At 56.0% G+C, this 23,833-nt stretch carries 24 protein-coding genes and 2 pseudogenes; 12 read left to right on the plus strand and 14 right to left on the minus strand.

Features of this window, described 5'->3' with window-relative positions:
• The first annotated feature begins 33 nt into the window (after positions 1-33).
• The 10 genes from murI to AC0L6A_RS06700 all read left to right on the plus strand — a co-directional run bounded on the left by murI (position 34) and on the right by AC0L6A_RS06700 (position 7,830).
• The gene (gene murI, locus AC0L6A_RS06655) at positions 34-846 is read left to right on the plus strand and encodes a glutamate racemase (RefSeq protein ID WP_473293011.1); all 813 of its coding nucleotides are present in this window, start codon (positions 34-36) and stop codon (positions 844-846) included.
• Positions 847-902: 56 nt separating this feature from the next.
• Positions 903-1,931, plus strand: coding sequence for an N-acetyl-gamma-glutamyl-phosphate reductase (argC, locus tag AC0L6A_RS06660; RefSeq protein ID WP_473293013.1), 1,029 nt, complete (start codon positions 903-905; stop codon positions 1,929-1,931).
• 21 nt (positions 1,932-1,952) lie between these two features.
• Entirely contained in the window at positions 1,953-2,405 is a 453-nt protein-coding gene (ccmE, locus tag AC0L6A_RS06665; protein WP_473293014.1) for a cytochrome c maturation protein CcmE, read from the plus strand.
• Positions 2,406-2,472: 67 nt separating this feature from the next.
• On the plus strand, positions 2,473-3,084 hold the full coding sequence (locus tag AC0L6A_RS06670; RefSeq protein WP_473293015.1) for a holin-associated N-acetylmuramidase: 612 nt from the start codon (positions 2,473-2,475) through the stop codon (positions 3,082-3,084).
• Positions 3,075-3,713: a holin family protein gene (locus AC0L6A_RS06675; protein WP_473293017.1), complete on the plus strand. Its 639-nt coding sequence runs from the start codon at positions 3,075-3,077 to the stop codon at positions 3,711-3,713. The genes AC0L6A_RS06670 and AC0L6A_RS06675 overlap by 10 nt, the downstream gene beginning before the upstream one ends.
• A complete protein-coding gene (locus AC0L6A_RS06680) occupies positions 3,703-3,894 on the plus strand; it encodes a hypothetical protein (RefSeq protein WP_246935409.1) in 192 nt (63 codons plus the stop codon). Before AC0L6A_RS06675 ends, AC0L6A_RS06680 begins: the two co-directional genes overlap by 11 nt.
• 133 nt (positions 3,895-4,027) lie before the next feature.
• Positions 4,028-4,450, plus strand: coding sequence for a hypothetical protein (locus AC0L6A_RS06685; RefSeq protein WP_473293018.1), 423 nt, complete (start codon positions 4,028-4,030; stop codon positions 4,448-4,450).
• 80 nt (positions 4,451-4,530) lie between these two features.
• Positions 4,531-6,504: a heme lyase CcmF/NrfE family subunit gene (locus AC0L6A_RS06690; protein ID WP_473293019.1), complete on the plus strand. Its 1,974-nt coding sequence runs from the start codon at positions 4,531-4,533 to the stop codon at positions 6,502-6,504.
• The gene (locus AC0L6A_RS06695) at positions 6,501-6,959 is read left to right on the plus strand and encodes a cytochrome c-type biogenesis protein (RefSeq protein ID WP_473293020.1); all 459 of its coding nucleotides are present in this window, start codon (positions 6,501-6,503) and stop codon (positions 6,957-6,959) included. The genes AC0L6A_RS06690 and AC0L6A_RS06695 overlap by 4 nt, the downstream gene beginning before the upstream one ends.
• Positions 6,960-7,053: 94 nt before the next feature.
• Positions 7,054-7,830 carry an enoyl-CoA hydratase-related protein gene (locus AC0L6A_RS06700; RefSeq protein WP_473293021.1) on the plus strand — a complete coding sequence of 259 codons (777 nt, stop codon included), beginning with the start codon at positions 7,054-7,056 and terminating at the stop codon, positions 7,828-7,830.
• 3 nt (positions 7,831-7,833) lie between these two features.
• Here AC0L6A_RS06700 and AC0L6A_RS06705 read toward each other — a convergent pair whose 3' ends face one another.
• From AC0L6A_RS06705 to gltX, 3 genes are all read right to left on the minus strand, one after another.
• The gene (locus AC0L6A_RS06705; RefSeq protein ID WP_473293023.1) at positions 7,834-8,208 is read right to left on the minus strand and encodes a GFA family protein; all 375 of its coding nucleotides are present in this window, start codon (positions 8,206-8,208) and stop codon (positions 7,834-7,836) included.
• Between the two features lie 99 nt (positions 8,209-8,307).
• Positions 8,308-9,603, minus strand: a complete 1,296-nt coding sequence (gene gltA, locus AC0L6A_RS06710) for a citrate synthase (RefSeq protein ID WP_473293024.1) — start codon at positions 9,601-9,603, stop codon at positions 8,308-8,310.
• Positions 9,604-9,664: 61 nt separating this feature from the next.
• On the minus strand, positions 9,665-11,071 hold the full coding sequence (gene gltX, locus AC0L6A_RS06715; RefSeq protein ID WP_473293025.1) for a glutamate--tRNA ligase: 1,407 nt from the start codon (positions 11,069-11,071) through the stop codon (positions 9,665-9,667).
• An 80-nt stretch (positions 11,072-11,151) separates the two neighbouring features.
• Here gltX and AC0L6A_RS06720 point away from each other — a divergent pair, with 80 nt between their 5' ends.
• A complete protein-coding gene (locus AC0L6A_RS06720) occupies positions 11,152-13,200 on the plus strand; it encodes a ComEC/Rec2 family competence protein (protein ID WP_473293027.1) in 2,049 nt (682 codons plus the stop codon).
• A 55-nt stretch (positions 13,201-13,255) separates the two neighbouring features.
• Positions 13,256-14,218, plus strand: a complete 963-nt coding sequence (locus AC0L6A_RS06725) for a LysR family transcriptional regulator (RefSeq protein ID WP_473293028.1) — start codon at positions 13,256-13,258, stop codon at positions 14,216-14,218.
• A gap of 5 nt (positions 14,219-14,223) precedes the next feature.
• On the opposite strand, the pseudogene AC0L6A_RS06730 reads toward AC0L6A_RS06725, so the two are convergent.
• The 11 genes and pseudogenes from AC0L6A_RS06730 to AC0L6A_RS06780 all read right to left on the minus strand — a co-directional run bounded on the left by AC0L6A_RS06730 (position 14,224) and on the right by AC0L6A_RS06780 (position 23,603).
• Positions 14,224-15,465: pseudogene (locus AC0L6A_RS06730) on the minus strand (DegT/DnrJ/EryC1/StrS family aminotransferase).
• A gap of 245 nt (positions 15,466-15,710) precedes the next feature.
• A pseudogene (locus tag AC0L6A_RS06735) lies at positions 15,711-16,381 on the minus strand (type 1 glutamine amidotransferase).
• Positions 16,382-16,469: 88 nt separating this feature from the next.
• Positions 16,470-17,276: an ABC transporter permease gene (locus AC0L6A_RS06740; RefSeq protein WP_473293030.1), complete on the minus strand. Its 807-nt coding sequence runs from the start codon at positions 17,274-17,276 to the stop codon at positions 16,470-16,472.
• A complete protein-coding gene (locus tag AC0L6A_RS06745; RefSeq protein ID WP_473293031.1) occupies positions 17,273-18,157 on the minus strand; it encodes an ABC transporter permease in 885 nt (294 codons plus the stop codon). The genes AC0L6A_RS06740 and AC0L6A_RS06745 overlap by 4 nt, the downstream gene beginning before the upstream one ends.
• A 68-nt stretch (positions 18,158-18,225) precedes the next feature.
• Positions 18,226-18,942, minus strand: a complete 717-nt coding sequence (locus AC0L6A_RS06750) for a transporter substrate-binding domain-containing protein (protein WP_473293033.1) — start codon at positions 18,940-18,942, stop codon at positions 18,226-18,228.
• Positions 18,943-18,981: 39 nt separating this feature from the next.
• A complete protein-coding gene (locus AC0L6A_RS06755) occupies positions 18,982-19,800 on the minus strand; it encodes an ABC transporter ATP-binding protein (protein WP_473293035.1) in 819 nt (272 codons plus the stop codon).
• Between the two features lie 213 nt (positions 19,801-20,013).
• On the minus strand, positions 20,014-20,454 hold the full coding sequence (locus AC0L6A_RS06760) for a tellurite resistance TerB family protein (protein WP_473293036.1): 441 nt from the start codon (positions 20,452-20,454) through the stop codon (positions 20,014-20,016).
• 49 nt (positions 20,455-20,503) lie between these two features.
• Positions 20,504-20,797 (minus strand): DUF1330 domain-containing protein, encoded by a 294-nt coding sequence (locus AC0L6A_RS06765; RefSeq protein WP_473293037.1) that lies wholly within the window; start codon positions 20,795-20,797, stop codon positions 20,504-20,506.
• A gap of 15 nt (positions 20,798-20,812) precedes the next feature.
• Positions 20,813-21,445, minus strand: a complete 633-nt coding sequence (locus AC0L6A_RS06770) for a hypothetical protein (protein ID WP_473293038.1) — start codon at positions 21,443-21,445, stop codon at positions 20,813-20,815.
• A gap of 38 nt (positions 21,446-21,483) precedes the next feature.
• Complete coding sequence (locus tag AC0L6A_RS06775; RefSeq protein ID WP_473293040.1) at positions 21,484-21,867, minus strand: tellurite resistance TerB family protein; 384 nt, start codon at positions 21,865-21,867, stop codon at positions 21,484-21,486.
• Between the two features lie 92 nt (positions 21,868-21,959).
• Positions 21,960-23,603, minus strand: a complete 1,644-nt coding sequence (locus AC0L6A_RS06780; RefSeq protein WP_473293041.1) for a CTP synthase — start codon at positions 23,601-23,603, stop codon at positions 21,960-21,962.
• Between the last annotated feature and the right edge of the window lie 230 nt (positions 23,604-23,833).

The following is a 23,833-nucleotide window of genomic DNA, read 5'->3' on the forward strand; positions in this document are numbered from 1 at the left end:
GGCATGGGATGATCTAGGAAAAGGCATAAAACAATGGCAGTTGGCGTATTTGATAGCGGTCTGGGCGGGTTGACGGTTCTGGACGCGGTCGCAAAGCGCCTGCCGGATGTGGACTTCGTCTATTATGCCGACAGCGCGCATGCGCCATACGGTGTGCGCGATGCTGATGATATCTACGAGCTTACCAAAAATGCGGTGTCTGCCCTGTGGGATCAGGGGTGTGATCTGGTGATCCTCGCCTGCAACACGGCCTCGGCGGCGGCTTTGCGCCGGATGCAGGAAAGCTGGATTCCGTCGGACAAGCGCGTGTTGGGCGTTTTTGTCCCGTTGATCGAGGCGATGACCGAGCGCGGTTGGGGCGACAACACGCCGCCCCGCGAGGTTGCAGTGAAGCATGTGGCCTTGTTTGCCACGCCTGCCACAGTGTCCAGCCGCGCGTTTCAACGCGAACTGGCCTTCCGCGCCATTGGTGTGGATGTCGAAGCACAGGCATGCGGCGGTGTTGTGGATGCCATCGAAGATGGGGATATGATCTTGGCCGAGGCCCTTGTACGCAGTCACGTGGATGCGTTGAAACGCAAGATGCCCAAGCCCGAAGCAGCCATTCTGGGCTGCACGCATTACCCGCTGATGGAGACCGAATTCCAAGACGCGCTGGGCGCGGATGTGACGGTGTATAGTCAGGCAAATCTGGTGGCTGAAAGCCTTGGCGACTATCTGGAACGCCATCCAAACATGCGTGGCACGGGGGGCGAAAGCAAGTTTCTGACCACCGGCGACCCAGCCCAGGTGTCCAATCGCGCCACCCAGTTCCTGCGACGAAAGATCGCTTTCGAAGCCGCCTGATTGCAGCGGGCGCACAAAACCACTACATGTTTTCGACGAATTTGCAGGAGGTCACGATGACCCACAAAATCGCCATTCTTGGTGCGTCCGGTTATACTGGCGCAGAACTTGTTCGGCTGATCGCCACCCATCCGACGATGGAAATCGTCGCCATGTCCGCTGACCGCAAGGCTGGACAAGAGATGTCGGACGTTTATCCGCATCTGCGCCACCTTGATTTGCCGAAGCTGGTGAAGATGGATCAGATCAGCTTCTCAAACGTGGATCTGGCCTTTGCGGCCTTGCCGCACGGGCTGTCTCAGGCTTTGGTGCGCGACTTGCCTGACAGTGTGAAAGTTGTGGATCTTGGCGCGGATTTCCGTCTGCGCGACCCGGCAGAGTACGAAAAATGGTATGGCGCGCCGCATGTGGCGACCGAGCTGCAGAAATCAGCTGTCTACGGACTGACCGAGTTTTACCGCGATGACATCAAGGCCGCACGGTTGGTGGCGGGCACGGGCTGCAACGCGGCAACGGTGCAGTTTGCCTTGCGGCCATTGATCTCGGCGGGCCTGATTGATCTGGATCGGATCATTTGCGACCTGAAGAACGGCGTGTCAGGGGCTGGGCGGTCGTTGAAGGAAAACATGCTGTTTGCCGAACGCTCGACCGATGTGTTGGGATACGCGCAGGGCGGCACGCACCGCCATCTGGGCGAGTTCGATCAGGAGTTTTCACTGCTGGCTGGCCGCGACGTGCGCATTCAGTTCATGCCGCATTTGGTGCCTGTGAACCGGGGCATCCTTGCTGATTGCTATGTGGATGGCGACGCCGATGCGATCCACGCCAAGCTTATTGAGCAATATCAAGATGAGCCCTTCGTAACTGTGCTACCCAAAGGCAAGTTGCCCGGTATGGGGCAGGTGATGGGATCAAACCAGTGCCATCTGGGCGTGTCGGGCGACCGCATCCCCGGCCGCGCGCTGGTCGTGTCTGCGCTTGATAACCTGTGTAAGGGATCATCGGGGCAGGCGATGCAGAACGCGAACCTGATGCTGGGCGAAGATGAAACCACGGGGCTGATGATGCCCCCTGTGTTTCCGTAAGATAATGAAAAGGATGCCGAAATGGCCGGTCTTAAAAGCCTAAAGAAAACCCGTCGTATCCAGATCATTGTGCTGGCCTTCGTAGCGCTTGCGCTGTCGACGGGTTTGATCGGTTACGCACTGCAAGACGGCATCAACTACTATCGGTCCCCGACCGAAGTGATCGCCGAGCCGCCCCGTTCAGACGAGGTCTTCCGCATGGGGGGGCTTGTTTCCGAAGGGTCGATCATTCGTGGACAGGGTGAAACCGTCAGCTTCTCTGTGACCGACGGAGCTGAAACGGTGCCGGTCCGATATACTGGCGTGTTGCCAGACCTCTTTTCCGAAAATCAGGGCATGATCGGCACGGGGACTTATGTAGAAGGCACCTTTGAAGCCACTGAAATTCTTGCCAAACATGACGAAGACTACATGCCGAAAGAGGTTGTGGAGTCTTTGAAAGAAAGTGGTGTCTACGTCGAACCGGGCTCCTGATTTCGACATTGTTAACTGAAGCAATCCAGCCTTGTCCTCGTGTTTTTAAACGCGGGGAAGGGCCCGGATGCAAACTGTCACAGAAATTGCCGACCAGATTGTCGCCCGTGAAGGCGGCTATGTAAACGATCCTGATGATCCCGGTGGGGCGACCAATTTCGGGGTCACCATCCATACCATGCGCCGGTTGGGGATGGACTTGACGGGCGATGGCAAGGTGACGCCTGCGGATGTGAAACGCCTTACCCGCACACAAGCCCGCGATATCTTTCTTAAACACTACTATCACAAGCCCCGGATCGGTGAATTGCCGGAACCGCTGCAGGCTTCGGTCTTTGACATGTATGTGAATGCGGGCGGCAATGCCGTTCGCATATTGCAGGGCTTGCTTGCCAAGATGGGCTACCAGCTTGCAAAAGACGGCGCGTTGGGGCCGCAAACCTTGGGAATTGCACGGGCAGCCATGGCGTTGGCCCCGGATCATCTGGTCGATGCGTATGGGATCGAGCGGCGCAATTACTACTACCGATTGGCGGATCGCCGCCCGGCCTCGCGTAAATATGCGCGCAGACGTGATGGGGGCAAAGGCGGCTGGATCAAGCGCGCCGAGGAATTCATCGCGGCGCCCTATCATTATTCAAGTGCTGACCACCGGAAGAGGACGCAGAAATGGGGCTGATGGGCGATATGATCAAGGTCTTTTTTGGCGGACAAAACAACATGATACGCGAAACCGCCGAGGTTTTTCGCGAGAACGCCGAGGCCGCTTCAGCCCGTGATGCTGATCTGCAAATGGCGGCGATCGAGGCCTTTGCAGCCGAGTTTTCCCATGCGCGAAAAGGGTGGTTTGACCGGTTTATGGACGGGTTGAACAGGGTGCCTCGGCCCGCGTTGGCGTTGTCGACCTTGGGGCTGTTTGCGGCCGCCATGATCAGCCCGGCTTGGTTTGCGGACCGTATGCAGGGAGTGGCTTTGGTGCCCGAACCGCTTTGGTGGCTGATGGGTGCGATTGTCAGTTTCTATTTCGGCGCACGCCAACAGGTAAAAGGGCAGGAGTTTCAAAGATCGATTGCTGAAGTACTGGTCCGCGCCAATGGGATTGCGCCTTCGCCGGCACACTTGCCCGCCTCAACCCCGACAGCCCCAACAGAGCAAGTGATTGAACCTGCACCTTTTATAGCGGACCCAGAGCCTACCTCTTCTGCAAGCGAGGATAAGGTCGAAACTCCTCATGCGGGCGCCGGACCTGTCGACGCATCGGGCAACGCTGCGCTGAAAGACTGGGTGGAACGCCGCAATGGGAAGTGACCTGATCCTGAAACTCGTTTCGGATCACGGGCCGTGGGTTTTGCTGGTGTTCTATCTTCTCTATCGGGATTTGCAGAAAGATCAGGCCACGCGTGCGGTTCTGGACAAAAACTCATCAATCCTGATCGAAATCACAACCATCATTCGCGAACGCCTTCCTGCCGCGGGTGCGCGCCGATGATTTGGCGTTGGTATCTGATGCTGAAACAACGATTCCGGGCTTTGATCCTAGGGGGGCGATTTCAGCGCGCACTTACACGAAACGAACAAGCAGCAGCCGAATTGGACACAGTTGTCAGAGGTATCTTACAAAAATGAAACAAGCATCTCTTTTGGTGGCATTCTTGGCGGTGCTGCTGCAGCTAGGATATTGGTCCGCTGGATATGACGCGGTTTTCCAAATCGGATTTGGTGCCATCACCCTGATGGGGCTGATGATCGCCTTAACTTTCCTGTGGCTTTACATCCAACGTGCCACGCCATTGGCGTTGGGCATGGCATACAGTTGGTGTGGGGCCAGTTTGGTTCTGGGCTGGTGGTGGCTTTATGCCCTGCTGGGGGCGCCAGAAGCGATGACCGCCAGCGCCCTGCTTTTTGCGCCGCTGTCGCTGTATCTATCCGGCGCAATCTTACATTTCAGTGTGATTCACCGTTCATTTGGCTGGCATGGTGCGGCATTTCTTGCCCCGGTTCTGGGGGCCGTCATGTGTTCAACGGCGATATATCTGTTGATCTGAGATCAAACACCCGTGACCGGGTGCCGCATCTGGCACGGGAAGGGCTAGTGACTTAGCGCGACTCTCGATAAGGTCGCGCCATGATTATTGAGCTTGGACATTTTGCGCTGATCTTGGCGCTGGGCGTGGCCGTGGTGCAAACCATTGTGCCGCTGATTGGGGCACATAAGGGCTGGAACAGCTGGATGGAGATGGCCGTTCCTGCGGCCACGATCCAGTTTCTGCTGATCGCCGCATCGTTTTTGGCGCTGACATATGCGTTTGTGACGTCGGATTTCTCGGTTCGGCTGGTGACGTTGAACTCTCATACAGCCAAGCCGATGCTTTACAAAATCTCAGGGGTGTGGGGGAACCACGAAGGGTCCATACTGCTTTGGGTGTTGATTGTTGCGGGCTTTGGCGCGACGGCTGCTTGGTTTGGTCAGAACCTGCCCAGAACGTTGAAAGCACGGGTGCTGGCGGTGCAAAGCTCCATCGCGGTTGCGTTTTTGGCCTTTGTCATCTTCACTTCAAACCCGTTTCTGCGCTTGGCGCAGCCGCCCTTTGACGGGCAGGACCTTAACCCGCTGCTGCAAGACCCTGGTTTGGCCTTCCACCCACCGTTCCTCTACCTTGGTTACGTTGGTCTATCGATGGCGTTCTCATTCGCTGTCGCCGCTTTGATCGAGGGCCGAATTGATGCGGCATGGGGCCGCTGGGTGCGCCCGTGGACGCTGGCGGCTTGGGTGTTTCTGACCATCGGTATCGCGCTGGGCAGCTGGTGGGCCTACTATGAATTAGGTTGGGGTGGCTTTTGGTTTTGGGACCCGGTCGAGAACGCTTCGTTCATGCCTTGGCTCTTTGCGGCGGCATTGCTGCACTCGGCCATCGTTGTTGAAAAACGCGAGAGTCTGAAAAGCTGGACCATTCTGTTGGCTATCCTTGCCTTTGGGTTCTCGCTGATCGGAACATTCATCGTACGCTCGGGCGTGATTACGTCGGTGCATGCTTTTGCATCAGACCCTGAACGCGGGGTCTTTATCCTGTTCATCTTGCTGTTCTTCACCGGTGGCGCGCTGACCTTGTTCGCAGCCCGTGCGGGCGCGATGGAGGCCAAAGGCGTTTTCGGCTTCGTCAGCCGAGAAAGCGCATTGATTGTGAACAACATCCTGTTGGCAGTCTCGTCCTTTGTCGTGTTCGTCGGTACGATCTGGCCCTTGGTGGGCGAGGCGTTTGATCGCAAAATCTCGGTCGGGCCGCCGTTCTTCGAAGCAGCATTCACGCCCTTTATGGTGGTCTTGGCTCTTGTGATGCCCATTGGGGCGATGCTGCCGTGGAAACGTGCCAGCATTGGTCGTGCAGTGAAGCAGTTGGTGCCCGCGTTTGTGTTGGCTATTGCCGTTTTGGCGTTGGTTTGGTCCATGCAATCAGGCAAATCCGCTCTGGGCCCAATTGGAATGTTCCTTGGGACATGGCTGGTTGCCGGGTCAATGACAGACATTTTCGGGCGTACCGGGCGCGGCGCGATTGCTGGCCGCTTTTCACGCCTAACCCGTCTTCCGGGGGCCGATTGGGGCAAGTTCGCTGCACATGCAGGGCTTGGGATTACCATGATGGGGATTTCCGGCCTGATGGCATGGGAAGTTGAAGACATTCGTGTCGCCCAAATCGGTGAGACATTTCAGGTCGCGGATTACGACATTACTCTTTTGAAGGTCGGGCGCGAAAAAGGACCGAACTTTATCTCTACGAAAGCTGAGATCGAGGTTTCGCGGGGCGGGGCACATCTGACCACGCTTTACCCTGAAAAACGCGTCTATCCGGTTCAGGCGATGCCCACGACTGAAGCGGCCATTTCCAATGGGTTCTGGACCGATATCTATCTGGTGATTGGTGATCCGCAAGAAAATGGCGGTTGGGCTGTGCGCACCTTTATCAAGCCTTTCACGAACTGGATTTGGGCTGGGACCATCATTATGGCTTTGGGCGGTATCTTCAGCTTGTTTGATCGTCGCTTCCGCGTGGCCGCCGGTGCCGGCAAGTCGACCCGCATGAAAGGGGTTCCCGCAGAATGAAACGCCTGATTGCGACACTTGCTATGCTGGGTTGTCTTGCCGTGCCCGCCCATGCAGTGAACCCGGACGAAGTTCTATCAGATCCGGTGCTAGAGGAACGCGCGCGCGATATCTCGGCCGATTTGAAATGTGTGGTCTGCCGAGGTGAGAACATCGATGAAAGCAACGCCGCGATTGCGCGTGATCTGCGTCTTTTGGTACGCGAGCGCCTGACCGAAGGTGACAGCAACGATGAGGTGGTCGGCTTCATCGTTGAACGCTATGGCGAATACGTTCTGATGAAGCCAAACCGTTCAGGCGCCAATTTGATCTTGTGGGCGGCAGGACCGATGCTTTTCTTGATCGCGCTTATTTCCGGTGGCTTGTATCTGCGCCGCCGCGCCAGTGCACGCGACGGTACGAATTCTTTGACGCTAGATGAAGAGGCACGTCTGAAAGAGCTTTTGAAAAAGTAAGCTCAAACGATTGAGAATTTAGAAAATGACGGTGCGTTCATCTTTACCTGACCGTGTGGTCGGTTAAACTGCGTGAAACTCCCGGGAGGATGACATGAAATACGATACGATCACTTTGGACATCACGGATGGCCTTGCCGTACTGACCTTCGACCGCGCAGATGTGATGAATGCTCTGAACACACAAATGCGGGCCGAGATTGCCCACGCAGTGCAAGAAGCCGGCAAAAGCGCCCGCGCCTTGGTCATCACCGGGTCGGGCCGCGCGTTTTGCTCGGGCCAGGATCTGGGCGATCGTGCCAACGCTGCTGAAGTTGATCTGGAACGCACCTTGCGTGACGAATACGAACCGCTGCTGCGCGCCATCTATGACAGCCCGATCCCGACCATTTCGGCGGTGAATGGGGCTGCTGCGGGTGCAGGGGCGAACATTGCGCTGGCCGCCGATGTGGTCATCGCATCAGAAAGCGCGTTTTTCATGCAGGCCTTTTCACGTATCGGCCTGATCCCTGACGCAGGCGGCACCTATTGGATGCCCCGTCAGATGGGCTTTGCCAAGGCAATGGGCGCAGCCCTGTTTGCTGAGAAAATGCCAGCACAGGAAGCCGCAGATCTTGGGTTGATTTGGGAATGCGTCGCGGATGACGCTTTCGAAGCAACCTGGCGCAAACGGGGCGAGCAGCTGGCAAAGGGACCAACCTTGTCCTATCGCAACATCAAGAAAGCCCTGCGCGCGTCCATGAACAACACGCTGGACGAACAACTGGCGCTCGAGGCCAGCTTACAGGGCGAGTGCGGGAAATCGCGTGACTTTAAAGAGGGTGTTCTGGCTTTCCTTGAAAAGCGCAGCCCCCACTACGAAGGGCGCTGAGGCCTAGTCTTTATCCCAAGCCTGACGACCCGTCTCAAACACGTCTTTTCCACGCTGGAACAATGACGGATCGTCAAGTGCGCCGGCGTAGATGGCGATCGCATCTGGCATCCGTGACGTGGTTTTCAAAAGGGGGGAACCACAATCCCGGCAGAAGATGAACTCAAGCATCGAACCGGAATCCGATTTTCGACGATGGGTCTTTGTCGGCCCCTTGGTCATCAGCGCATGTCGGTTCACCATCATCTGTGGTGCATGACCTGCGCCGGTGACGTGTTGGCAATCACGACAGTAACATTGAATCGTAAAACGTATTTCGCCGGAATAGTCGAACTGGCAGGCTCCGCACAGACATCTTCCAGACAGGTATTGAGACATAGGCACCTCCTGAACAGAAAACTTACCGCTCACGGAAAATCTTGCCATAAAAACAAAAAAAGCCGCCGAAATCGGCGGCTTTTTGTAGAATGGTAGAGTTTAGCGCTTGGATACGTCCATGTAGTCGCGCTGGGTGTCACCCAGATACAGCTGACGCGGACGGCCGATTTTCTGACCCGGATCGCCCAGCATTTCTTTCCACTGCGAAATCCAACCGACGGTACGCGACAACGCAAAGATCGGTGTGAACATCGAGGTCGGGAAGCCCATCGCCTCAAGAATGATGCCCGAATAGAAGTCCACATTCGGGTAGAGTTTCTTCTCAACGAAATACGGATCTTCCAGCGCGATGCGCTCCAGTTCCTTGGCGACTTTCAGCGTCTCATTGTCTTCAACACCCAGAAGCTCAAGCACCTCATCGGCGCTTTCCTTCATGACCTTCGCGCGCGGATCGAAGTTCTTGTAGACGCGGTGACCGAAGCCCATCAGGCGGAATGGGTCTTCCTTATCCTTGGCACGCGCCACGAATTCGGGAATGCGGTCTACGGAGCCGATTTCACGCAGCATCTCAAGACAAGCTTGGTTGGCGCCGCCGTGTGCGGGACCCCACAGACATGCGATGCCAGCAGCAATACAAGCAAACGGGTTCGCGCCCGACGACCCGGCCAAACGCACGGTCGAGGTCGACGCGTTCTGTTCGTGATCGGCATGCAGTGTGAAAATGCGGTCCATGGCTTTCGACAGGATCGGGTTCACTTCGTATTCTTCGGCCGGAACGGCAAAGCACATGCGTAGGAAGTTCGACGCATAATCAAGGTCATTCTTTGGGTATACGAAAGGCTGGCCGACGGAATATTTGAACGCCATCGCGGCGATTGTCGGAAGCTTGGCGATCATGCGGATCGCAGCCACTTCGCGTTGCCACGGGTCATTTACGTCGGTCGAGTCATGATAGAAGGCCGACATAGCGCCCATAACGCCGGTGATGATTGCCATCGGATGCGCATCGCGGCGGAAGCCCGAGAAGAACTTGATCATCTGCTCGTGTACCATCGTGTGATTGGTCACACGGCTTTCGAAGTCTTCCATTTCGGTTGCGCTGGGCAGCTCACCGTAGAGAAGCAGATAGCAGACTTCCAGATAGTGCGATTTCTCGGCCAACTGGTCGATCGGATAGCCGCGATACAGCAGCTCACCTTTGTCGCCATCGATGAAGGTAATGGTCGAATCGCAGCTTGCTGTCGAAGTGAAGCCGGGATCATAAGTGAATACATCGCCCTGAGCGTACAGTTTACGGATGTCGATTACATCCGGCCCCGCTGTGGGGGAATACATGGGCAGTTCCAGCTCCTTATCGCCAAAAGTGAGCTTCGCGGTTCCGGTTGGTTCAGCCATGTATCATTCCTTCATGTTCGTGTTAGTAGCAACCCACCCCGTTGGGCGAGCGCCTCTTGCTTTAAGCGCTTGCGTCCTCAAGCCGTGCGATGGTTTCATCGCGCCCAAGCACAAGCATCATATCAAAAACGCTGGGCGAAGCGGCCCGTCCGGCAAGGGCAGCCCGCAAGGGCGCTGCGAGTTTACCGAACTTGAGGTCATGCGCCTCGGCGAGGCCATTGAGGATGTCCTCAAGCGTGTTGCGATCCCAGCTACCATTTTGCAGCTGCGGCGTCAATTCTTTCAGTATACCACGGGATACTTCATCCAGTGCTTTTTCCGCTTTTTCGTCCCGATCAAGAGGGCGCGAAGCGGTGGCAAATCGTGCCTTTTCAAGGAGTTGCGGTAAATTTTTGGCGCTTGTTTTCAAGAAGGGAATTGCCGCTCCGATCAAATCAAATTGCTGCGACTGCAAAGGTTTTTCGCCCGCTGCAGCAATGTAGCCCTCCAAAGCAGCCATCACATCGCCATCTGCCATGGCAGCCAGATGCTGCCCGGATAGGTTATCGAGCTTTTTGAAGTCGAAGCGGGCAGGGCTTTTGCCAATGCCGCTAAGATCAAACCACTCCAGCGCCTGCGCATCCGAGAAAAACTCGTCATCTCCGTGGCTCCAACCCAGGCGGGCCAGATAGTTGCGCATCGCGGCGGCGGGATAGCCCATCGCCTCGTATTCTTCGACGCCAAGTGCACCGTGGCGTTTGGACAGCTTCTTGCCATCGGGGCCGTGGATCAACGGGATATGGGCCCAAACGGGCAGATCCCAGCCCATGGCTTGATAGACAATGATCTGACGCGCCGCATTGTTCAGGTGGTCATCCCCCCGGATCACATGGGTGACGCCCATGTCATGATCATCAACAACAACAGCCAGCATATAGGTGGGTGTGCCATCAGAACGTAAACAAATCATGTCATCCAGCTGATCGTTGCGGATGGTGACGTCCTTCTGCACTTCGTCGCGAATGACCGTCACGCCCTCACGCGGGGCTTTCAGGCGGATCACATAAGGCGTGTTCGGGTATGTGGATGGATCGGCATCGCGCCACGGGCTTTGGTAAAGCGTTGATCGGCCTTCGGCGCGGGCTTCATCACGGAAGGCCTGAATTTCGTCCTGCGTGGCGAAGCACCTATAGGCGTGCCCATTTTCCAGCATCTCGCGTGCGACTTCGGCGTGACGATCTGCGCGGTCAAACTGGCTGATAACCTCTCCGTCGTGGTCCAGCCCCAGCCATGCCATTCCCTTCAGGATCGCCTCGGTTGCTTCCGGGGTCGAGCGCGCGCGGTCCGTATCTTCGATCCGCAGCAGGAATTTTCCGCCGCGTCCGCGGGCGTAAAGCCAGTTGAACAGCGCCGTACGAGCACCGCCAATATGCAAGTAGCCTGTGGGGGACGGGGCGAAACGGGTGACAATCTGAGGTGTCTGGGACATCGGACATTAACCTTTTGGAAACCAAGCGCGAGTTAAGCAGGTGTTAAGCAAAAGGGAGGCCGTGAACAAGGGTGCTGGCCGTGAAACTCCTAACCCGGATTGAAGAAGAGCGTGGTCGGTTCCTGATTTGGGCACCGTTGTTTTTTGGCACGGGCATCGGCTTGTACTTCGCACAATCACAAGAACCGAACATCATCACCTACACCACCTTGGCTTTACTTGGTCTTGCTGGCTTGGTGGGGGCATGGCTTTGGCCATGGGGGGGCGGGCCGCTTGCACGCGTCCTGATCTGTGTCCTCCTTGGCTTCTGTGCTGCAGGGGCCCGCGCCCATTGGATTGCTGGTCCGGTGCTTGAGTTTCGATATTACGGCCCCGTTGAAGGGCGCGTTATCGTAATGGATCGATCTCAGTCTGATGCGGTGCGTCTGACCTTGGACAAGGTGCGATTAAGCGATGTTGCCCCATGGAAAGTACCGGATCGGGTTCGGGTATCACTGCATGGGGATCAGGGGTACCTTAAGCCAGCCATTGGACAACGCATTGCCCTGACGGCTCACTTATCAGGCCCAAATGGTCCGGTTGAACCGGGCGGTTTCGACTTTCAGCGCATGGCGTGGTTTCGCGGCATCGGCGCGGTTGGATATACGCGGACCCCAGCGCTGCTGTTGATACCGCCGACAAGCGAGCTTTCATTGGCAGTGGCGCGGCTGCGGCAGAAGATTGCAAATCGTGTGCGCGCAGTGTTGCCGGGGGAAAGCGGAGGCTTCGCAGCAACAATCACAACCGGCGATCGGTCTTCAATGGATCGCGCAACGATCGAGGCATTGCGGGGCTCAAATCTGGCGCATCTATTGGCGATCTCGGGGCTTCATATGGGGCTTCTGACCGGGTTTGTCTTTCAGGCGATGCGCGTTCTGATGGGGCTTTGGCCAAGACTTGCGCTGAACTTCCCGGTGAAGAAACTTGCGGCTGTGACGGCCATTGGTGCGGGCGTATTCTATCTTGCACTGTCAGGGGGGAGTGTCGCCACCACGCGGGCTTTCATCATGGTCACGACCATGTTCGTGGCAATCTTGTTCGACAGGCGGGCGCTTACCCTGCGCGCAGTTGCCATGGCTGCGTTGATTGTTTTGGTCTTAACCCCAGAAGCTTTGACCGAACCGGGTTTTCAGATGTCCTTTGCGGCCACCTCAGCCCTTGTCGCCGTGTTCGCTTGGCTGCGTGATCGGTCGCGATCGGAAACAACACGCAGGCTTCCTGGATGGGCCAGACCGATCGCAGCGGTTGTCATTTCATCTGCCGTGGCGGGGTTTGCAACGGCACCAATAGGGGCCGCGCATTTCAATCAGGTCAGCCACTATGGTTTGGTGGCCAACTTGCTAAGCGTGCCGATTATGGGCGCTGTGATCATGCCGCTGGCCGTGCTGGCTGCGTTGCTGGCGCTTGTCCGGCTCGAGGCCCTTGCCCTGTGGTTGATGGATTTTCCAATACGTTGGATCTTGTGGGTCGCAGAATCGGTTTCATCACTGGAAGGGGCGGTCGGCAAGGTGCCATCCCCCCCTTCCGTGGTGCTTCCAATGTTGGCCGTGACGGGCATTTTGCTGATATTGCTGCGCGGACGCGAGAAGTGGATCACCGTCCTTCCCTTTGTTTTCATCGTCTACAGCTGGGCAGATGTTGATCGACCAGAAATCCTGATCAGCGAAACTGGTGGGCTGGTTGGCGTTATGACTGATCAGGGGCGCACCCTGTCAAAGCCGCGCGGCGAAGGGTTTGCGGCGCGGTCGTGGTTGGAAAATGACGGTGACCCGGCTTTGCAGGAAATGGCGGCTGAGCGGTCTGGCTTTCTGGGTCAGAAAGGTGAGATGCAGGTGGAACTCTCTGGTTTCTCACTTGTTCACCTAACCGGGCGTGGTGCAGAATCCCGACTTGCACAGGCTTGCACCAAAGGGGATCTGGTGGTGCTTTCAGCATGGCGTAAAGGGGATATCCCCAATGGTTGCGACGTGCTTGACCGAGAGTTTCTGGCCAAAAGCGGGGCGGTTGCAGTCAGAACGACGCCGGATGGCTGGCAAATCTATCCCTCGCGCCCGGATGACGTCACCCGCCTTTGGACGCGCGGGCACTGATTGCATATTGCCCGGTTGCATCTTTCCCCCTAGCTTTTGGCGAAAGGAGAGTTCCATGGTCGAAACCGCCGGGCGGATCACACTTTGGGGGGTTGAAGTGTTTGTCGCGATTGCCGACGAGCAATCGATCTCGGTGGCGGCGCGCAGGCTGGGGGTAAGTCCTTCGTCGGTCAGCCAGCAATTGACCAATCTAGAGGGCGCGTTGGGGACCAACCTGCTGGACCGCTCTGCCCGTCCCATTACGTTGACCGTGGCGGGATCGCTGTTCTTAAAACGCGCGCAGGCCATCCTGAATGAAGCTGAACAGGCTAAAGCCGAGCTGACACTGGGCGCCATGTCAGAGCTATCGCGCCTTCGTCTTGGCATGATCGAGGATTTCGATGCCGATGTAACTCCACGCTTGTTGTCCGAGGTGGCCGGACAGTTGAAAACCACGCGGTTTTTGCTGGAAACCGGGGCATCCCATCGTTTGCATGACCAGCTGGATGCGCGTGCCTTAGATGTGGTTGTCGCCGCCGACACTGGGGTCTCTGCCCCATGGATGGAGGTTCATCCACTTCTCGAAGAACCTTTCGTGGCCGCAGTGCCAAAGGGCGTGATTGGGACGCGAAATCCGCGTGATGTTCTGAAAGATTTGCCACTGGTGCAGTACACCGCGCGGCATCATATGGGGCGGGTTATTTCCGACCATCTGGCGCGCCAAAACCTGAAACTGGACAACCGCTTTGAGCTCGACAGCTATCACGCGATCATGGCGATGGTAGCAGGTGGTGCCGGTTGGACGATAATTACGCCGCTTGGGTTTTTACGTGCACAACGCTTTCGGGATGCGGCGGATTTGATTGAACTGCCTTTCGCGCCGTTCACAAGACGCATCAATCTTGTTGCACGCAAGGATGTTCTGGGGGAGCTGCCCGGCGATCTGTCTGCAAGATGTAAGACACTTCTTGATCAGCTGATCGTCAAACCCGTCGTCGATGCCTATCCGTGGTTGGACGGCAACCTGCGGGTTCTGTAACCCCCTCAGGCTGCAGAACTATTCTTTCGGGATTTCACGTCGTCAATTGCCCCGGTAATGGCCTCTGCGATGAAATCCAGCTCGGGCTTTTTCAAACGCACAGGCAAACGCGTGTCGCAGGCGCGCGAAAGCATATTGCGTGTTTGCGGCAATGGACCCTGATCGCCGATGAACTGCCAGTTCCAGAAAGCGCGGGCGTTGTCTTCGCTCATGCCAAAGACCTGAACGGTTACACCGCGTGATTTTGCGGCCTCTTGGAAGGCGCGCGTTTCATCGTCTGTCACATCCACAAGATTAAACTGGATGGAATCCGGCGCGCGGGTTTCTGGGGCCAATGGCGCAGGAACCGAGATTCACGGGCTTTTCTCAAGCTTGGCAGCCACATAGTCATGATTGCGCAGCCCGTCGGTGACGCGGCGGTCCAGTTCGTTCAGCTGCGGACGGATCACTGCGGCCGAGAGGTTGGACAGACGTGTGTTGAACAGCGGCAGCTTGTTTTGCCAACGCGCAAAGGCATCAGCCAGATCGGTCGAATTCTCGCCGCGCGGTGTTTTGTGTTTTTTCCAGTTGTGTTCATACGCGCCGGACATGATCACCGCACGGGCGGCCAGCTCGGCGTCATCGGTGATCAGAATGCCCCCTTCGCCCGCGTTCAGCATCTTGTAGGATTGGAACGAGAAACAGCCAATTTTACCAATCGTGCCGATCTTGCGCCCATGCCAAAGCGTGCCCAGCGAATGGGCTGCATCTTCGATGACTGGAATGCTTGCTGCGTCGCACAGCTGCATAATCGCATCCATGTCTGATGTGTGACCGCGCATGTGGCTGATAATCACCGCGCCGACATCTGATGTCAGCTTGGCTTCAAAGTCCGCCATGTCGATCCGGTAGTTGTCTTTCACATCCACCAAAACCGGTTGGCAGTCCGCATGCACCACTGAACTGGGCACGGCTGCGAAGGTGAAGGCGGGTATCAACACTTTGGTATCGCGGGGTAAATCGAGTGCTTTCAGGGATAGAAACAGCGCTGCTGAACAGCTGGCCACAGCCAATGCATATTTTGCACCCATCATCTCGGCAAACTCGGCTTCAAGAAGGGCGACGGGCGCATTCTCAGGGGCGGTGTAGCGGAAAAGATCGCCAGACTGGAGCAGTCGATCGATCTCATCGCGGGCAGATTCGGGAATGGGTTCGGCGTCATGAACGTTCGGGGCCGTGTTCTGCGCGGCGTGCGGGTCCAGTGTCATGCTGTCTCCTCTTTCGAGCTTTACCTTTTCGGCTTTTTCGAAAACTAATTTAAGAAAACATAAAAGAGACAGGCGTATCTGACCAGAAAATTCGTTAGCAATTCGGAGGCAAAGTTTTTGAGGTTGTTATGCTTTTGTTACGAACAACTTGGGTGCAGCTATGTTGGTGCTGGGGGCAGAAACGCTCCCCACCAAATAGTTCGAGGTTTTGCGCTATGCGAAAGCGCCAACTGATCAAACGGACGTCAGGATTTTAGAACGGCTGCCATCTTTTCTGCAAAAAGCTTGTTGTCCGTATTTGTTTCCAGCGCATCGACGGCTTTTTTCAGCAAGTCATCCGGCACGTTTCCACGCCCCCGATGTTCGATCAGGCCCGCAACAAGTGGTGCTGTGAATTCTGGATGGGGCTGAATGGTCAAAATCTTGTCACCGATCATCATCGCCGCGTTTTCGCAGAAATCGGTCGATGCAATCACCTCAGCCCCAGCAGGGGCTTTGACAACCTGATCCTGATGCCAAGCATTCAGGGCCATAGACTGATCACCAAAGTCATATTCGGTGCGACCTACCGACCAGCCACCGTCGAATTTCTCAACCTTGCCACCAAGGGCTTGCGCGATGATTTGATGACCAAAACACACACCTACAAGAGGTTGCCCAGCATCACGAATATCGCGGATCAGGGTCTCGAGGGGGGGATCCAGTCATGGTCTTCATAAGCGCCGTGTTTTGATCCGGTAATAAGCCAACCATCGGCGGCGTCGGTGCCAGATGGGAACTCTCCATCCACAACTGAAAAGATCTGGAACTCAAACCCATGCCCATCCAAAAGACGCGTAAACATCTCGCCATAGTCGCCAACGCTGTCGCGCAGTTCATCAGGGGAATGGCCCGCTTGCAGAATGCCAATTTTCATATCGCACCGAATTTGATCAAATTACCGAAAGGTCTCTTCTGACCTAGCTGAGCCGTGGATATTGGGCAAGGGTAATCTTTCCAGAAGCTCAGCGAAACAAGGTGCGCATGAAGCTTGGGCGACGCATGACAGCTTGTGGAAGGTGGCGGTTCAACCGCTTCCCGATGGTGCCATACACGGTGATGACCACCAGCGTCAAAAGGATGAAGTAAAACGCCAAAATGGGGTAGGGGACGAACGGGTTGAACGTCTTGTCCGCAAAGTAACTTGCGTAATACAGCGCATCCCCCTTTTGTCCACGCACAGGAAAGCTTGAGAATGAGACAAGCGCGGTGCCATGAAACAGAAAAATTGCTTCGTTTGTATAGGACGGCCACGCCAATCGAAGCATTGTGGGCCAAGTGATACGTTTGAACCTGTTCCACCCCATGATCCCATAAGCATCTGCAGCCTCCATATCGCCCTTCGGAATGGACCGTAGCGCGCCATAGAAAATCTCGGCGGAGTAGGCGGCGGTGTTGAAAAACAGGACCAGGGTTGCCCCAAGCCATGCTGACGTGAGCGGCTGGAGGAATGGAAAGCTTTGCTTGAGTGACAAGAACACTGCGTAAGCAAAGAAAAACTGGATAAACAGCGGCGATCCACGGAACACGTAAATGAAAAACTCAGCCGGTTTGCGCAGCCATTTGTTCGTGCTGTTTTTGGCCATGGCCAGCCCGGTGGCCGCAAAAAACCCAAACAAAAGTGCGACAAGACCGTAGTAGATGTTCCAGATCATCCCGGAACCAATCAGCGTGAACTGCTCGCACAGCGTATAGTCTTCGCGTGGCAAAAGCCGTTCGCCGTACCCAATCGAGCGCAGCGCGTAGTCCTGGATGGTTTGTGCGCAGCTCATAGGGCAGCCTTCCGTTGAGCTTCACCTGCAGCTGTCGCCTGGCCGTGAGACAATCGGGCCGTGATACGCTTGAACACCCGCTCGCTGACCGATGTGAGCATCAGATAGAACACCAAAAGCCCGAAGAAGTAGATCGCGTGCCAATTGCCGTGTGGATAGTCCGAGAACTTGGGGCTTTTAGTGGCGCCCAATTCTCGTGCCCAATAGACGATATCTTCGACCCCAAGCAGGAACAGAAGCGGTGTTGCCTTGATCAAGATCATCCAGAGGTTTGACAGGCCGGGCAGGGCATAGACCCACATCTGTGGAACCAGAATGCGCCAGAAGGTCTGACGGTGGTTCATGCCATAGGCCTCGGCTGTTTCCAGTTGCGCACGAGGCACGGCTTTCATCGCGCCAAATAGAACGTTGGCAGCAAAGGCACCGAAAACGATGGCGAATGTCAGGACAGCAAGGGAAAAGCCGTAAGTCTCGTGGACCCATTGAGGGCTTGCAGACAAGGGCAGTTTGGCCTGAGTACACACGACAAAGTCGTTGCCTTGCCGGATTGGCTCTGACCAATCGGGACATTTCACCTTGTGACGCAGATATTCAAATGCCTGATCCAGAGCGATCACGAAGAACATGAAGAAGACGATGTCAGGAACACCGCGCACAATGGACGTGTAGCCCTTGCCAAGAAGGCTTAGGGGCAGAAACCGTGACCGGGCAGCGGTCGCGCCGGCAAAGCCAAACAAAAGCGCCACAGGCGCGGTGATTGCCAACAACACCAAGACCGTCGCAAAGGACGAATAGAACGCCATGTGCTTGCCTGTGGTCAGGTAGCAGCTGAGCCATTGAAGGCCCTCAAGCGTGGAAGGATCGGTGCAGTAGGAAAACATCGCGTGATTAGATTATCCGCTAGAAAATCAGGGCCCGCACACGTTTGCGCACGGGCCCGAAACTTAGATTACCACTGAGAAGCAACTTCCCATTTGGCGATCATGGTGTTCAGCGTGCCATCGTCTTTCATCGACTGAATGGCTTTGTCGAACATCGCACGAAGCTCGCCATCGCTTTCGCGGATACCCATACCGACGCCACCGCCGATTTGCTCCATACGCTCAAGCAACATCAGACCATCGGCACCAACCATGGTGTCGAGGAAGGATTTGTCCGCAAGAACTGCGTCGGCTTCACCGTTTTTAACGGCAGCAACGGTTTCTTCCGGTGTCGCGAATTCAATCAGTGTCCAGCCTTGTTCAGCCACGAAAGCAGCCTGAATGGTGGTCGCCTGAGCGGCCACAACGCCACCAGAAGGGTCTACGTCAGCCGACATAGCTGCATAAGCCGAGGGATCTGGCGGTGTGTAGGGCTGAGTGAAGTCGATGACTTCGTCACGCTCGTCGGTGATCGACATGCCCGCGATGATCGCATCGTAGTTGCCCGATACGAGGTTAGGAATGATGGTGTCCCATTCGTTCTTCACCCACTCGCATTTCAGCTCGGCGCGTGTGCACAGCTCATCGCCCAGCTCGCGTTCGAAGCCGTCGATTTCGCCAGCATCATTCACAAAGTTCCACGGCGCATATGCGCCCTCTGTGCCAAGACGTACGGTCTTGCCCTCGGCCATTGCGAAGCCAGCCGTTAGGGCCAGCGCCGCCGTCGAGATGATCAGTTTTTTCATGATTTACTCCCTGGTTACGTAGTTAGTTTGATTTTGGTCTCACACGGGGTTCGAGTGAGACAGGAATTGCTGCAAGCGTTCGCTTTTCGGATTTCCGAATAGCTCTGCGGGTGCGCCTTCTTCTTCGACCAGACCTTGGTGCAAAAACACCACGTGGTCCGAGACGTCATGCGCCATGCGCATATCGTGGGTCACGATGATCATCGTCCGGCCTTCGCTGGCCAGATCCTTGATCACTTTAACCACTTCTTGTTCAAGCTCCGGGTCCAGCGCCGAGGTCGGTTCATCAAACAGCAGCGCTTTGGGTTCCATACACAAGCCACGCGCAATGGCTGCGCGTTGTTGTTGCCCGCCGGAAAGCTGGGCCGGATAGACGTCACATTTGTCGCCGATGCCGACTTTCTCAAGATATTCGCGTGCTTTCACCTCGACCTCGGCCTTATCGCGGCCAAGGACGGTGACTGGGGCTTCCATCACGTTTTGTAGGATGGTCATGTGCGACCACAGATTAAACTGCTGAAACACCATCGACAGGTTTGTACGGATGCGCGTGACTTGCGCACGATCTGATGGGTGACGGTTCAACCCATGACCCTTCCACTTAATTGGTTCGTCTTCGAAGCGAATGTCGCCTTGCTGGCTTTCTTCAAGCAGGTTCGCACAGCGCAAAAGAGTGGATTTTCCGGACCCCGATGAGCCGATCAGCGACACAACATGCCCACGCGGTGCAACCAGATCAACGCCTTTCAAAACTTCCAGCGAACCATAGCTTTTATGCAGGTCGCGGATTTCGATCACGTATGAGGTGTCGGCGGTATCTTGGTCAGTATTGTCGCGAGGCACGAGTGGTTCCGGCATAAGTCAGGTTTTGTGAGCACCGAGTAGGGAGTAAATCCTTCTGGATTGCAACGGCGAAATGACGGGGAAGTCGCGTAAATACGGGTGGAATGTCGGATTGAGCAGCAGAATGTCGGATTGCGTCCGTCGCGATCAACACGGGGTTGAGACGCGTTGGTCGGGCGCGCGCAGCTGAGTCGTCGAAGGAATCAAACCGGACGAGGGTTCACGCCCTTAGGTGGCTTTTGCAGCCCGTTGTCGGGCCAAATTGCTTTGCATATCGCTGATCCCAAGGAACTTGGAAATCATCCGCATCAAGGCATCTTCCTCGGACGCACGTTCGCCATCGGTCAGCACAATGGTCCAAGCCGCTTCAAGAATTGCGATGCGATCTTCCAGTGGAACGGCGTCTTTCACCGCGTTGGTAAACCGCACCGTATCGGGGGCTTCGGCTTCAAGTTCTTCCGCTTGTTTGCGAAGGGCCGTTGCTGCGTCATCGGAAAGCCCGTGTCGCTGTGCAAGGATGCGGTCGATGGCTTGCTGTTCAGATGGATCATAGTCGTGATCCGCCCGCGCAAGGCGCACAAGAATAGCCGCTACAGCAAGGCGCGCGTCGCTGTCAGGAAGCGGCTCTGCTGTGGGTTGGGTCAGTTTATCAAGGATTGATCGAAGCATTCATTTTACTTGGGTGCGGCACGCAAGATGCCAAGCCCAAACCTTTCACTTATTCGTCATAGCCTTCAACGATGATCAGATCGCAGATCGAAACATCATCCCGAAATTTCTTTGCGGCCTGATATCCGTCGCTGTCATAGCAGTCTCGTGCAGCTTGGTAGCTTGGAAATTCGATCACAACATTGCGTGAACGCGATGTGCCCTCGACCGTTTCAAAGTCCCCGCCGCGCACGATGAAACGCGCACCAAATTCGGCGAAGGGGGCGGCGTTGGCTTTAACGTAGTCCATGTATCGGTCGAGGTCTTGCACATCGACACGCCCGATCCAGTATCCTTTTGCCATCGTTGCCACCTTTTTTCAGTTTGTCAGACTGTCCAGTGAATAGCGGATGTCGTCAATCGCAATTCCGCCCGGATCGCGGTGGGTTAGTGTGATGGCTTGGATCGGGGAAGAGGATAAGAAGCCATAGCTCTGGACGCCTGCGATTGGTGTAAACTCTTCCAGATGCATCAATGCCCCGCGAGCGTCGTAGAAATGCAGCCAAATGGGTCCGGGGGAAGGGCGGCTGCCCAATGGGTCAAGATAGTCTGCATGAAGGCGCAGGGCGAAGGCAGTGATGGGATTATCGAAAGTAATTGCTACTGCTCCCTCGCCTCGGCCGGACCGTTTGGCAAACCCGTTCGGGCCAATAGGAAACGCTGCATTCGATCCAAAGCCCGTGTGATAGGCCACGGCCAGCGGTGCCTCATCCGCCACAACGACAGTGATTGGCGTGGTCAAATGGCCTGCGAGCACATCATATCCACCGTCCTTGCGCACCATCTGACCCGCAAGGCTTTCCCCCAGGGTTAAGCCCTGCATGCGCGTCACACCCGCAATGGGTTGGCCTGGTTCAGGTATCGTTGGAAAGCTTTCGAAATCCAGCACCCCGGCGGTGAGTTTTTCAACTATCTCATAAGGAGTTGGGACCACGGATTGCGCCGTCGCCATGTTGGTCGAGAGGCATAAAGCAAGGAGCGCCGCCAGTCTCATTCCACGGTGATATCAGATCGCGGCACGCCTATTGCATCTGCCACGCGGGTCACCAAATCCGCTTCTTCATTTCGCAACACACCATCGGCCAAAGAAACCTGCCACAGCGCGGTGACAACCTTGATACGTTGCTCAAGCGGCATGATGTCTTGAACGATGTTCGCCAGTTCTTCGATAGAGCCAGCTTCTTTCTCATGCTGCTCGCATTCTGCGCGCAGTTTGGCCGCATCAATTGGACTGAGATCATAGTGGCGAGCAAAAAGGCGGTCGATGCGGGCGATCTCGGCCTGTGCGTAATCGGCATCCGCACGGGCAAGCCGTACCAACAGGACACCCATGGTGCGCTGCGCGTCTTTGGTCCAGAAACTAAGGTCGGTCATTGGGATCTCCTTGATGATCCTGACCCTAATGAAGCCAATCCGCAAAGAAAAGGGCGGGGAAATCCCCGCCCTTTGTCAGTCTGTGGTCTGCGTTAAACCAGTCGCTCGATCTCTTTCGCGGCGCGCACGAAGTCGGCAAAAAGAGGTGCCGGATCAAAGGGTTTTGACTTCAGCTCCGGGTGGAACTGGACGCCAATGAACCATGGGTGGTCTTTCCATTCGACGATTTCAGGCAGACGGCCATCGGGGGACATGCCCGAAAACTCCAAACCACAGGCTTCCAGTTTCTCGCGATACTTCGTGTCCACTTCATAGCGGTGGCGATGGCGTTCCTCGATTGTGGTTGTGCCATAGGCTTCAGCCACTTTTGATCCTTCGGTCAGCGTAGCAGTATAGGCGCCCAGACGCATGGTCCCGCCTTTGTCGTCGGACACCTTTCGCTTCACTTTGTAATTGCCCTGCACCCATTCCTTCAGGTGATAGACAACCGGAGTGAACCGGGTTTCGCCCGCCTCGTGGTCAAATTCTTCCGATCCCGCATCGGTGATGCCAGCCACATTACGCGCGGCTTCGACCACGGCCATTTGCATGCCCAAGCAGATGCCCAGATAAGGAATCTTGCGTTCGCGAGCGAACTGAGCAGCCTTGATCTTGCCTTCAGTACCACGTTCGCCAAAGCCCCCGGGCACAAGGATGGCGTGGAAGCCTTCCAGATAAGGGGCGGGGTCTTCGTTGTCGAAAGGTTCGGCGTCGACCCATTCCAGCTTTACGCGGGTGCGGTTGGCCATGCCACCATGGGTCAGGGCTTCTTTGATCGACTTATATGCATCCTCAAGCTGGGTGTATTTGCCCACAACAGCCACCCGAACTTCGCCTTCGGCATTGTGAATGCGGTCTTCCACATCCTCCCAACGGGTCAGGTCGGGCTTGGGGGCCGGTGCAATCTGGAACGCGTCCAGAACCGCCTGATCCAGTCCCACTTTATGAAAGGCCATTGGCGCTTCATAAATCGATTTCAGATCATAGGCCGGGATGACTGATTCCTGACGCACGTTACAGAACAGTCCAATCTTGGCGCGTTCTTTGTCCGGGATTGGGTGTTCCGAGCGGCAAACCAGCACGTCGGGCGCAATACCGATCGAGCGTAGCTCTTTCACGCTGTGCTGCGTAGGCTTCGTCTTCAGCTCGCCCGATGCGGCCAGATAGGGCAGCAAAGTCAGGTGCATGAAGATACACTGACCGCGCGGACGTTCCTGGCTGAACTGACGGATGGCTTCAAAAAAGGGCAGGGCTTCGATATCGCCGACCGTGCCGCCGATTTCGCACAGCATGAAGTCGACCTCATCATCACCGATTTCGATGAAGTCTTTAATTTCATTGGTCACATGCGGGATCACCTGAATGGTTTTTCCCAGATAGTCACCACGGCGTTCTTTCTCGAGCACATTGGTATAGATGCGACCCGAGCTGACCGAATCTGTGTTGCGGGCTGCAACGCCGGTGAACCGCTCATAGTGGCCCAGATCAAGATCGGTTTCCGCGCCATCATCGGTCACAAAGACTTCGCCATGTTCAAACGGGCTCATCGTGCCGGGGTCTACGTTCAGGTACGGATCCAACTTACGCAAACGCACTGTGTAGCCTCGTGCCTGCAACAGCGCACCAAGCGCAGCCGCGGTCAGGCCCTTGCCCAAGGATGAAACAACACCGCCGGTGATGAAGATGTAACGTGCCATATGGTTGGCTGCCCCCGTGAATTAGACGTCGTTGCGTCAAAAAAATCTGGTGAAAAGATACGCAGGTCTACAGATAGAATCTGCCGCTGCGAATCCATACTCCACGGGGTTAAAGATATAATCGATTCCGGTTCCCCGCGCAACCGGATCGTCTAGATGATGGGGTGCTTTTGCACCCAGCGTCTAGGTCTTGTGTGGGTTCTCTATCGTCCGGTTTTCAAGGCAAAAAC

The sequence above is a fragment of the Aliiroseovarius sp. D2-2 genome (assembly GCF_055809455.1).